General features: G+C 47.7%; 9 protein-coding genes and 1 pseudogene. 4 read left to right on the top strand and 6 right to left on the bottom strand.

What is annotated here, in order from left to right:
* Positions 1–81: 81 nt before the first annotated feature.
* From ACX9NY_RS00385 to ACX9NY_RS00370, 4 genes are all read right to left on the bottom strand, one after another.
* A complete protein-coding gene (locus tag ACX9NY_RS00385; RefSeq protein ID WP_472476665.1) occupies positions 82–849 on the bottom strand; it encodes an HAD family hydrolase in 768 nt (255 codons plus the stop codon).
* Between the two features lie 67 nt (positions 850–916).
* The gene (locus ACX9NY_RS00380; RefSeq protein ID WP_339256959.1) at positions 917–1,681 is read right to left on the bottom strand and encodes an alpha/beta fold hydrolase; all 765 of its coding nucleotides are present in this window, start codon (positions 1,679–1,681) and stop codon (positions 917–919) included.
* Between the two features lie 93 nt (positions 1,682–1,774).
* A complete protein-coding gene (locus tag ACX9NY_RS00375) occupies positions 1,775–2,440 on the bottom strand; it encodes a bifunctional 2-keto-4-hydroxyglutarate aldolase/2-keto-3-deoxy-6-phosphogluconate aldolase (protein ID WP_017686833.1) in 666 nt (221 codons plus the stop codon).
* Positions 2,441–2,529: 89 nt separating this feature from the next.
* Positions 2,530–3,495: a sugar kinase gene (locus ACX9NY_RS00370; RefSeq protein ID WP_339256961.1), complete on the bottom strand. Its 966-nt coding sequence runs from the start codon at positions 3,493–3,495 to the stop codon at positions 2,530–2,532.
* A 222-nt stretch (positions 3,496–3,717) separates the two neighbouring features.
* On the opposite strand from ACX9NY_RS00370, the gene ACX9NY_RS00365 reads away from it, so the two are divergent.
* From ACX9NY_RS00365 to ilvD, 3 genes and pseudogenes are all read left to right on the top strand, one after another.
* Positions 3,718–4,758, top strand: coding sequence for an acyltransferase family protein (locus tag ACX9NY_RS00365; protein ID WP_339256963.1), 1,041 nt, complete (start codon positions 3,718–3,720; stop codon positions 4,756–4,758).
* Positions 4,759–4,882: 124 nt separating this feature from the next.
* A pseudogene (locus ACX9NY_RS00360) lies at positions 4,883–5,125 on the top strand (KGG domain-containing protein); the annotation flags it as partial.
* A 316-nt stretch (positions 5,126–5,441) separates the two neighbouring features.
* The gene (ilvD, locus tag ACX9NY_RS00355) at positions 5,442–7,127 is read left to right on the top strand and encodes a dihydroxy-acid dehydratase (RefSeq protein ID WP_074096200.1); all 1,686 of its coding nucleotides are present in this window, start codon (positions 5,442–5,444) and stop codon (positions 7,125–7,127) included.
* 116 nt (positions 7,128–7,243) lie between these two features.
* On the opposite strand, the gene ACX9NY_RS00350 is transcribed toward ilvD, so the two are convergent.
* Entirely contained in the window at positions 7,244–8,647 is a 1,404-nt protein-coding gene (locus ACX9NY_RS00350; RefSeq protein ID WP_339256965.1) for a polysaccharide deacetylase family protein, read from the bottom strand.
* A gap of 175 nt (positions 8,648–8,822) precedes the next feature.
* Here ACX9NY_RS00350 and ACX9NY_RS00345 point away from each other — a divergent pair, with 175 nt between their 5' ends.
* The gene (locus ACX9NY_RS00345; protein WP_339236939.1) at positions 8,823–10,019 is read left to right on the top strand and encodes an AI-2E family transporter; all 1,197 of its coding nucleotides are present in this window, start codon (positions 8,823–8,825) and stop codon (positions 10,017–10,019) included.
* On the opposite strand, the gene ACX9NY_RS00340 is transcribed toward ACX9NY_RS00345, so the two are convergent.
* The gene (locus ACX9NY_RS00340) at positions 9,998–11,737 is read right to left on the bottom strand and encodes a peptidoglycan D,D-transpeptidase FtsI family protein (RefSeq protein WP_339256968.1); all 1,740 of its coding nucleotides are present in this window, start codon (positions 11,735–11,737) and stop codon (positions 9,998–10,000) included. The genes ACX9NY_RS00345 and ACX9NY_RS00340 overlap by 22 nt on opposite strands.
* Between the last annotated feature and the right edge of the window lie 55 nt (positions 11,738–11,792).

Here is an 11,792-nt window from a genome sequence, read left to right as displayed (position 1 = left end):
CTTCTTCAGGTTATTTCTGCCTTCTCCGCTTCGTGTAAATGTTTAAATCAATTCATATCGTTCAAGCAGTTAAATGGTGACTTATATAATCACACTTAGCTCACTATAATGGCGAATAATGGCATGGGCATCAACCAGGTGTGATCCTTGATCTAACTGCGGACAGTAACCCAGCGTATAGAATACCTCTGCATGCCGTCCCATCTGCATATCCCCATTACTGTCACCAATGACAACGGCCATCGCAGGATCGATATATAATTCCCGGCAAGCCAAAAGTGCTGCTTCTCCATCCGGTTTGCCCTGGGTCACCCGATCACAGCCTACAATGGATGTAAAAAAGGAACGGATTCCCATCCAATCCAGATGTGTCTCTGCTGCAGCTGTACTGTCTGAAGTAACAACCGCCAGAGGTATGTCCGCTGCCTGGCAACTCTGCAAGAAATCCAGCAATCCTGGCATCGGTTCAGCCGATTTGCGCTCTCGTACCGATCTCATGGCTACACTTGAGAATTGCCGTATCGTTGTGATCGCTTCATTCCATGGCATGCCTGCTGCATATAGCTGCCCGGCAAGCAATCCCGTGCACTCATCCACAGTTGCAATCGCGAGGGGACCTTGCGGATCATAACCGACAATATGCCCCTCTGCATTATGGGTGGTGCCCAGAACGTGCTCCAGTTCAACCGTAAATGAAGCACCAAGTTCGTTCATACGTGATTGTAACTGATTCAGTAACGTCTCTGCCCACGGCCCCCATAACTGGAGGAATTCCAGCAGTGTTCCATCTTTATCGAACAGGATACCTTTACATGGGATCTGCGCTCCATTCACTTGAAGCATGGCCATCCGTATCACCTCCATCATGTTATGCTATAAATGCATACAGTCCTCAATGCAGACAGATTAATCTAGATCACTTAATGGTACTTAACCAACCCAGGACTGTCTTGACGGTCTGATTCAGCTGTTCTTCTCCACTCACTTCCGGCTCGCCATCCCCTTTTTGATGACCATAATCACCAAACTGGGCGTGGTTTCCACCTTCAATGGTGTAATATACCGTATCTTCTGGAAGATACATCCGTCCACTCTGATACTTCGTAGCATTCACGACCTCATCTTTGGTACCCAGAATAGATAAAGCAGGTATTCCGAGTGACTTTACGCTTCCTTTTTCATCCGGGTAAGATGCCAGGAAGAAGATGCCCTGTAGTGCATCAGGATGCGATGCTACATAACGTGCAGCCATGGACCCACCAAGAGAATGCCCACCCATGACGAATTGTTCATCTGGATATGCGGCCAGAATCTCATCTGCCAGGTTTGGCTTGAGCACTGCCAGGTTAACTGGCATCTTGGCAATAATCGTGTGATGACCAGCAGCAGCCAGCTCATGGGCAAGTGGTGCATAACTTTCCGGTTTTACCAGTCCGCCGGGGTAGAAAAGAACACTCTTACCCGCCGGTTTGTCTGGCGCAAAATCAATCCAGTTCTCTTGTTCGCTCACCGTCACCTGATTGACTGTTTCCATGGCCGTTTGAGCTGTTTCCTGTGGACCGTATGGTGTGAATAATTTCCACGCAACAAATCCACATCCAATAACAATGAGCGCCAGAAGTACGAGCAGGAATTTCCCGATGCCCCTCTTCTTGCGCCCTGTATTATACCGATTTCTCAACGTTAATCACCTTTCTTCACTTCCGCAGGTGCCGCGGCTCACAGAATTGGGAGCCTTCGTTAATCAGGCTCCCCTCTCCGGATTGAAAAAATATTATTCAGCCTTGGCCTTGCGGTAAGCATCCATATATTGTTCTGCTTTGCGACGGACATGACTCAGGTCACCCGTCTTCACAGCTTCCGATGTCAAGTCGGAGCCGATCCCTACAGCCACTGCTCCACCCTTGATCCAATCCCCCAGATTAGATAAGGATACTCCGCCAGTTGGCATAAAATTCGCCTGCGGCATAGGACCTTTCATCGTTTTGATAATCGAAGGATCGTACAGATTACCCGGGAACAACTTCACAATGTCCACACCAAGTTCCAAGGCGCGTTGAACATCAGCAATCGTCATCACACCAGGCAGGATCGGAATTCGATACAGGTTGCAGATCTGAACGGTATCCGGATTTAGGGAAGGACCGACGACAAACTCGGCACCCGACATGATGGCCGCTCTTGCCGTTTGCGGTTCTAGCACCGTTCCCGCACCAATAATCGCGAACTTCTCTGGATCTTGTGTGTTCCAATGGTATACACGGCTTAATTTTTCAATGGCTTTGAGTGCACTGGGTACGGTCATCGTAATCTCGATAACTTTAATGCCACCCGCAATCGCTTGCTCGGCCATGGCAATGACCTGATCCGCAGAATCTGCACGCAGAACTGCCACAACCCCATTGTCCGTAATCTTTTGCAACAGCTGAAGCTTCTTCATTTCATTCTCTCCCTTGTCAATGTGGTGGTTGTGTATACAAGCCTTACATTTGAAGAACGAAGATGAGCCATATATGATTTCAGCAGCGACTAGCGCTCAACATGGGCAACGTTGTTCAGCTTGGCCTCGACCTGCCCCCACGTCGGGAGCGCCTCCCAATCGCCAACAGCCTGTATAACCATGGAACCGGTCAAATTGCCGAGACGAGTTGCTTCCTGCGGGGAGTATCCTTTTAATAGACCTGATAAAAATCCCGCGCAGAATCCGTCTCCTGCTCCTACCGTATCCAGAACATGATCCGCCTTAAAGTACGGAACTTCCGTTAGGGTACCATTCGCCAATACGTAGGTCAAATCAGGGCCACCCTTCACGATGCACACAGCATTCATGGCAGATAAACGCTCAAGTACTTTTTGATCATTTTCTTCGTTGTATAGAAGTTTCATCTCATCCAGACCCGGTAAAAAGTAGTCCGCCAGTTCAGCCAGACGCAGTAAAACCGGACGGGCCTCATCCGCTGACCACAGTTTGAGACGCAGATTTGGATCAAAGCTTACTTTCACACCTGCCTGTTTGGCAATATGTATGGCAGCTTCTACCGTTTCAAGTCCAGACGAACTAATGGCGGCTGTAATACCTGTAACGTGCAATATTTTAGCTCCGGCAATATATGCGGGATCCAGATCATCTGGTGTAATCGCACTTGCTGCCGATAGCTTCCTATAATAATGTACCGAGGCTTTCCCGGAAGCGTTCTCACGAATCATCAAACCAGTGGGCTCGTGATCACTTAACCTTGCACGTGATACATCTACACCTTCACCGCGAATGGCTTTCAGAATCATGTTGCCGATCGGATCATTGCCCAAACGTCCAAACCAGCCACTGGTATGCCCGAGCCGGGATACACCAATAGCCAGATTGCTCTCGGCACCCCCAAACGACTTGTCCAGTGTGGCTGCATATTCCAGCCCTCTTGTATCTTTGGCAGTCAGCAAACCCATACTTTCCCCAAACGTAATAATTTCCGGGCTTGGATTGGGACTCGTTGACATGATTTCTTCCCTCCTTATCGTTACATTTCCTCATCTTCTGTTACTATTGTCATCCTCTATGCAACCGTTGTCAATCCCGGAGCGTTCATTTTGTTGTCACAGCTTTGAGAAAAGATAACGCTTACTAATGTGAATTAAATCACAATAGATAATGTACATCCGTATTACCCTTATTACAGATGCAAATGACCTTGCAGCTAGGGTCTATAAGGGGGCTACACCATGAAAAATCAGACACTGATCCAGGATGATCAGGAATCTTTCTTTTACAATCTGCGCTTTATGCTTATCGTCTGTGTCCTTGCCGGTAATGCACTGGAACCACTCATCACACGCTTTGCAGGAGCAGAAGCTCTGTTCTTGTGGATATATACGTTTCACATGCCACTCTTTGTATGGGTGACCGGGTATTTTGCGACACACTCACTTCAAGGGGCCTCGGGGCGAAACGTCCTGAAACAGATTGCCTTGCAGTATGTGCTATTTCAGTCCTTATACGCATTAATGGACTTTACTGTGTTCCACACACCCCATATGCGACTATCCTTCTTTGCACCATACTTGCTGTTATGGTTTCTCGCGAGTCATTTCTGTTGGCGACTGTTGCTTCGTCTGACGATTTCATGGAAACCGATATATCGGCTGATTGGATCGATTGCGCTCGGTGTCATTGCCGGGTATTTGCCCATCGACGGATTCTGGCTCAGCTTCAGCCGTACGTTTGTGTTCCTGCCGTTCTTTGTCATCGGTTATGACTATGGGGCATCCATCCGTTCTCGTTTATTATCCGGTTGGGGGCGAAGAACCGCAGCCGTCCTCTCCGCTGCATTGTTGGTATGGATCGGGTATGGCGGTTTAAATATTACATCGGGATGGTTACTCGGCAGCATGACTTACGCCGAATTGGGCCATCACGAATGGTATGCCGGCATCTTCCGACTTGGCATCTATTTGCTGGAAATCGGATCGGCAGCACTATTCTTGGCCTGGGTACCCTCCTTGACTTCCAGACTGACGGACCTTGGAAAACGCACACTCTATGTATTCCTGCTGCATGGTTTTCTCGTTCGTCTCGCAATCTGGTCTGGAGTCTACAGTTATATGGGAAGCTCGGCGTATATTCCAGTCATACTTGTCATCGCCTTACTCTTCGCAGTCACATTGGCTCTGCCGGCTGTTCGCCACACGTTCAAACCCTTGATCGAACCGGATATATCCCGCTTTTCTTTCAATCGACATGAGGTGTTTAAACGGTCGGCCTAATCCTCTGACGGATTCTCTTCGCCATCGATTCTAACCTGGTTGGTTGTTTCAGGCTGGAAATGATGTGGTAATTTAGGGATACGCGCTACAAAAAACAACTTATTGTTGTAAGGAGTGATTTGTAATGGCACGTCAACCGACGTCAGAACGCAAGATGAGCCGTGAGGAAGCCGGAAGATTAGGTGGGAGAGCCACCTCCAAGAACCATGATCGAAGCTTCTATCAGATGATTGGAAAAAAAGGTGGAGAAGCGACTTCAGATGCCCATGACACTGACTTTTACAAGCAGATTGGCCGCAAGGGCGGCGAAGCAACCTCCGAAACCCATAATAAGGAATTCTATCGTGAGATTGGACGCAAAGGCGGAAGCAACTAATGATTTCCGCTCCCACATCGAAACATGATCATAGTTTTCCCGCAAATCAAGAAGTCTGATTCCATGAAAATGGTTTGAGGCTTCTTTCTATTGATTGTAGAAATATGACGATGGTTGTGATAGACTCAATAGAAAAACCGGGTGTTCACGGGTTTAAAGCAGCAAAGAATTTCACAAACTACGGGGAGCTCGACACCGGCAAACCGATCTTTTTTTTAGAGTACGGATGAAATTAAACGACAGATGCACTGCCATTTACTTTTCCATTCATGTTGCTCAATATTATATATTTGGGGGGAAACACACCATGTCAGCCAAGAAGATGCGTTCCGATATGATCAAAAAAGGTTTTGACCGTGCACCGCACCGGAGTTTGCTCCGCGCAGCGGGCGTTAAAGAAGAGGATTTCGGCAAGCCATTTATTGCCGTATGTAACTCTTACATCGATATCGTGCCCGGCCACGTCCACCTTCAGGAATTCGGTAAAATTGTAAAGGATGCTATTCGTGAAGCCGGTGGCGTTCCATTCGAATTTAACACCATCGGGGTAGATGACGGAATTGCCATGGGACACATTGGTATGCGTTACTCGCTGCCAAGCCGTGACATTATCGCGGACTCCGTGGAAACCGTTGTATCTGCTCACTGGTTCGACGGCATGGTATGTATCCCGAACTGCGATAAAATCACACCCGGCATGATGATGGGTGCACTCCGCTGTAATATCCCTACCGTGTTTGTCAGCGGTGGACCGATGAAAGCCGGTCGCGACAGCAATGGTAAAGCTCTTTCCCTGACTTCCGTATTTGAAGGCGTAGGTGCTTACCAAGCAGGTAAAATCGATGATAAGAGCTTGCTTGAACTTGAACAGTTCGGTTGTCCAACTTGTGGATCATGCTCCGGTATGTTCACAGCAAACTCCATGAACTGTCTGGCTGAAGCGATGGGACTGGCGATGCCAGGTAACGGAACCATCCTGGCTGTTGCTCCTGAGCGTCGTGAGTTTGTTAAACAATCTGCCAAACAACTGATGGAACTTATCAAAATGGATCTGAAACCACGTGATATCGTTACTGTAGAAGCGATCGATAACGCGTTTGCTCTGGATATGGCGATGGGTGGATCTACGAATACAGTACTGCACACGCTGGCACTGGCTCATGAAGCGGGCATCGAGTACCCAATCGAACGCATCAATGAAGTAGCTAACCGCGTTCCGCATCTTGCTAAACTTGCACCAGCTTCCGATCTTCACATCGAAGACGTTCACAATGCAGGCGGCGTAAGCGCAGTGCTTAACGAATTGCTCAAGAAACCAGGCGCGATTCATGGGGATTGTATTACGGTTACTGGTAAAACGATTCGCGAGAACGTTGAAGGAAAAGAAATCCAGGATACCAATGTCATTCACCACTTGGATAACCCGCATTCCGAAAAAGGCGGCCTGGCTGTATTGTTTGGTAACCTTGCACCACAAGGCGCTATCATCAAAGTTGGTGCGGTTGATGCTTCGGTTGGTGGATACCACAAAGGTCCTGCTATCTGCTTTGACTCCCAGGAGCAAGCGCTCGAAGGCATTGCTAACGGCAAAGTAAAAGAAGGACATGTTGTTGTTATCCGTTATGAAGGACCAAAAGGCGGACCAGGTATGCCTGAGATGTTAGCTCCTACTTCCCAGATCGTTGGTATGGGGCTTGGTGCCAAAGTTGGTCTGATCACCGATGGACGCTTCTCTGGCGCATCCCGCGGAATCAGTATCGGACATATCTCACCAGAAGCAGCTGAAGGTGGTCCAATCGCCTTTGTTGAAGAAGGAGACATCATCGAGCTGGATCTGAACAACCGTATCATCGAATTGCACATCAGTGACGAAGAGTTTGAACGTCGTCGCGCAGGTTGGAAAGGCTTTGAACCGAAAGTAAAAACCGGTTACCTGGCTCGTTATTCCAAACTGGTTACCAATGCAAGCAATGGTGGCGTACTGAGTATCTAATTTACGTATTCCATACTTGACCTATTGGAAACAATCTAATAAATAAAGGGTTGCTCTTCTGCCAAATCTGGCGAAGGGCAACCCTTTTCTTTTGCTGGTTGGTGTAATTAGTCCGTTTAATTCCGCTCTGGCAATATCTCTTGTTCAATTAACAACGATTCATCTCTGGATTCTTCTATCGTTGCAGCCACCTGTGTCGTATGTTGACCGTAACGTTCCAACAATATATCCAGCGGCATGGCAATCATCTTGGGTACCAATTGTTCTGTACGCTGTTTCAAGCGTTTGGTTCCTGCCGGATGGATCACACTTAAGAGCAGTTTAAGGTATACTTTGGATGCAGCGCTGAACGGTCCAGGGGGCAATTCTTGTATGGTAAATCCAAATTTTTCAGGACCTCTGTTTATCATACTTACACCGTATATGGCTTTGGCAGAGCGTAACTCAGGATCGAGCGCCACCATATGTGCCAAATCCGGCAATTGCTGTTCCATCGTACGAATCATGCGAATAGCCAAATGCATACTTGAACGCGAAGTCACTCCAAGTTCGAATAACTTCTGATTGTCAAAATGCAATTCAATGACCGGATCTCCGTTTTGGATGACATGGCCATCGCTCATCTCCATTCGTGCTCCGTGATATACACGAGATCGAAAGTGTAACATGGGATCTTCGGGCGAAGCCGTCCGCAGATGATATACCCAGTGGAACAATTTCTCCCAGCCAAGCCATAAGGCAACAACGATCCGCTTCCATAGCTTTAACGTTGTCTGTGGTTGATTCTTGTTCTGAGATTCGCTCACTGTAACACCTCCCATCAACGTGTCGACACGTACGCTTTGCAGACCCAGCCTTTCAGCTTCCTGCAATACGACTTCCAGCGCCTGAAGCATCTGCTCCGGCGCGTGTGCATCAGCACCAAGAGTCGTTCCTCGATCATGCAGCAGCATGACCTCTCCGCCTCTTAACTCCTTCAGCATCCGTTCGGTCAGTCGCTGGACACCTACTCGGCTTCTCCAGTCTTCAAACATGGAAGACCATAGTACAATCTTTCGTTCTTTCTTGCTGAAAAAATCAAACAGATTCATAATGCCCCATGGTGGACGATAAAAACAAGTTTTCACACCGGTTACTTCATGGATAATCTGACCTGTTCGCTGAATCTGGTCACGAACCGTACGCGGCCGCATAAGCCAGTTCGTCTTGTGAATATAATTATGAATGCCAATAAGGTGGCCTTCGTCATGTATGCGCTGAATGAGTTCAGGATGACTCGCGGCATGTTCTCCCACGACAAAAAATGTTGCTTTTGCTTGATGCTGACGAAGCAGATCGAGCAATCTCGGCGTATACTTCGGATCTGGCCCATCGTCAAACGTTAATGCAAATTGTGTATCACTTCTCCCCCGTCTAAATACACGAAAACCGAAAATCCTGCTGATCAAACTTGGAATAAAGGCGTAAAAGGATGAAAGATACAATAACCACAGTAGAATACTCTGAAGTATCGTTGTCATGTTGCAAGCTCCCCACTTCTCCTGCTGAATTACGGTGCGCTATGGCACTATCAAAAATAAACCGCCTTTAATTTTATCATAGTTCAGACTTTTCTTGAATCCTGTTTTCCCAAAAAGATAGCTATCGTGTACAATATATACATTATAATGATCTGCCTGCAAAGGAGCCATGTCCATGCTACCGCTTTACAAAAAATACGGGCGAACTGTCTTTGATATCGCTTTACTCGTATTAACCGTGTACGTCATCATGTACAGTTTTAGCCAATTATATCAAATCGCTGCACCGGTTTTTCTCTCATTTATCGTGTACTGGATGATTGAGCCATTAGCCAAATTTCTACATCGCAAAGGACTGCCCAAGACGCTTGGAGCTGCCATATCCGTCCTGTTATTTCTCGCGATAATTATCGCGGCCTTTTTTGGTGTGGGCTTGATTATTATCTCACAGATATCCAATCTTCAAGATAATTTTCCTGTATACATTGAAATGATACAGCGTGAGTTTACCAATCTGGTGTTATTCATCCAGGACAAGTCAGACGCTCTCCCTGATGGGATTATGGATAAAGCTAATGATTATTTTGCAACACTGACCGGCTTTCTTTCCAAATGGGTAACGAGCGGAGCGCAATTCATTGTAGGTTTCCTCAGTTCATTCTCTTCATTTATTACGAACTTCGGAATTGCGATTATTCTGGCCTTCTTTCTCAGTATCGAGATTGAATCCTGGCGCAAGTTTGCCCGTGCGAAGACGCCTAAAACCTTGAAGTTAGCTATTGAATTCATGCGTAATCACGTGTTCAAGACGATCCGTTCGTATCTGAAGGCACAGATGATCATGATGCTCATTACGTTCGTATTGATTTATGCAGGTTTGTTGATTTTGGGAACCTCTAACGCCTTTACCATTGCAGTCGTCTGTGCAGTTTTTGATCTGGTACCATTGCTAGGGGTTCCTGTTGTATTCATTCCATGGATTATCTACTTGTTCATTATAGGAAATAGCAGCCTGGCCATCGGCCTGATTGTGATTCTGGCAGTGACGATGCTGACACGACAATTGTTGGAACCGAAGATATCGGGTAACTCGATTGGTGTATCTTCGGCGTACTTGATGCTTTCGTTCATGCTAATCTCCCTTTCGATCTTCGGCCTGGCTGGTGTAGTGTTATCTCCAGTGCTGCTGATCCTTTTGAAAGAATTATTACAACAAGGGTACCTGCAAAAGTGGATTCACCTGCCAAAAGATGAATTTGAATCTTCTCCATTGGTTATGGACCCGCCCGTTAGCACGGCCTCAACGAGTTCTGCCGAGTCCGCGATGCATACGCCTGTTCCTGCGAAGGATCACGAGGACCCAGCCAAATAGTCCATGACCTTCCTGAAGAGAGCTGTCGCCTGATGATGGCTGTCTGGAGAGACATTTTGAACAAGCACAGCTACGGCGTACTTGGGTTGTTCTATCGGTCCATAACCGATGAACCATTGATGATTACGCTTCTCCCCATGTTTCTGTACCTGAGCTGTACCTGATTTCCCTGCAACTTGCCACTGCGCATGCTGCAGGGATTTTCCTGTTCCCTCACGGACTACCTTATTCATCCAGGATAACAGTTTATGCGCAGTTGCGGGAGCAATCTGCCCTGCGGCTGAAGGAGAATCATGCAATGGCATCTCCAGCATGATGCCACCATCCGCATATCGGATTCTCTCAACGAGACGTGGGGCACTAACCTTTCCATCATGTAATAGTGTCACAATCAGATTGGCGGCTTGCAGCGGTGTGACCAGCACATCTCGCTGACCAATGGCTGTCTGTATTTTCGCACCTTCATCACCAGAAGAAACAGCCTCTGTTCGCACACGCCCGTGATCTTCGTGATCAAAGTGTCGCAAGACGGGCATTCCTGCCATCTTTTTCCCCTCCCAACCAACAGGTCGCGCCAGTCCCAGACGATCTGCCGTGTTCTCCAGTTGCTCCATGCTAAGCCTGCGCGCCGTTTCCGCGAATACGACGTTGCAAGACTCCGCAAATCCTTGTTCCAGATTCAGGTTACCATGCCCATGCTCTTTCCAGCAGGACAAACCATACTTTCCATACTCACCACCACAATGAAATTCTTCTCCATGAGAAACCGCATGGTATTCCAGCGCAGCAGCCGCAGTGACAATTTTGAAAATGGAACCCGGGACGGCTCCCTGTACTGCACGATTTCCCCAGGCCGATTGTTTGGGGTCCACATGTTGTGGCTGATAGAATGGACTTGAAATCATGGCGCGAACATCTGCGTTAGCCGCATCTAACACAACAACGGCCCCTTCTTGTAAGCCAGCTTCTTCTGTCAACTGCTCCAATCCACGCTGCAACTTGGCATCCACAGTCGTTTCTACACGTAAAGGATAATGGCCATTGGCCGGTGCAATAACGTGCGGCTGAATTTCAGGGATAATCTCCCCACTACCCGAGACCATACGTGATACAAGCGTAGGACCAATTCCCCTCAACAGGGGTTCTAGTGTCCTCTCCAGTCCAGCTGCCCCTGATTTCATGGCAAATGGCTGTTTTACTTCATCCTGATGCCCAGTTAGAGCTCTGGAGGACTCAGGCTGTTCAGCCAGATAACCCATCCACTGCATTCCCGTATGCCCCTGAAGATACCTTGTCATCATTGGATAGATACCCGCTCCTTGCAGGTGCAGATTACGCAGACACTCCACCTGAGCAGCTGTCAAATGAACAGGCTGAGTTGCACCTGCTGTCCAGAAATGAGGTGCATTTTCCCGATTCCATTCCTTCTTCAATTGATCCAGATCGGTATGTAATATAGCTGCCAACTGCGTCATCTCTGAGCCTTCTAATGCCTCTTGCTTGCGTAGTTTACCTGATGGCACTGCCTGTGGGAAAAGAACCAAGCCCCATTGCAGCTTACCCGTCAATGCCTCACCTTTGTAATCCGTAAATTGTCCACGGCCCGGATCTAACATCACCCCGCGTTCACGCTGCAATACGGACATTTCACGTACCGTTCGGTGAAATCCAGGCATCGTCTGATTCACCTGAACGATCTGGACCCATCCCAATCGCAATATAAGCAATCCAAAGACAAGAGTTAGCATAATACAAGCTATATAGATTCGCCGT

This window comes from Paenibacillus sp. CB74 (assembly GCF_055687625.1).
This window is presented reverse-complemented; position numbering and strand designations above follow the sequence as displayed.

What these genes read in the sequence shown, in the direction of transcription:
- ACX9NY_RS00385 (WP_472476665.1), bottom strand. Translation starts at nt 849, where the DNA reads ATGGCCATGCTTCAAGTGAATGGAGCGCAGATCCCATGTAAAGGTATC.
- ACX9NY_RS00375 (WP_017686833.1), bottom strand. Translation starts at nt 2,440, where the DNA reads ATGAAGAAGCTTCAGCTGTTGCAAAAGATTACGGACAATGGGGTTGTG.
- ACX9NY_RS00370 (WP_339256961.1), bottom strand. Translation starts at nt 3,495, where the DNA reads ATGTCAACGAGTCCCAATCCAAGCCCGGAAATTATTACGTTTGGGGAA.
- ACX9NY_RS00365 (WP_339256963.1), top strand. Translation starts at nt 3,718, where the DNA reads ATGAAAAATCAGACACTGATCCAGGATGATCAGGAATCTTTCTTTTAC.
- ilvD (WP_074096200.1), top strand. Translation starts at nt 5,442, where the DNA reads ATGTCAGCCAAGAAGATGCGTTCCGATATGATCAAAAAAGGTTTTGAC.
- ACX9NY_RS00350 (WP_339256965.1), bottom strand. Translation starts at nt 8,647, where the DNA reads ATGACAACGATACTTCAGAGTATTCTACTGTGGTTATTGTATCTTTCA.
- ACX9NY_RS00345 (WP_339236939.1), top strand. Translation starts at nt 8,823, where the DNA reads ATGCTACCGCTTTACAAAAAATACGGGCGAACTGTCTTTGATATCGCT.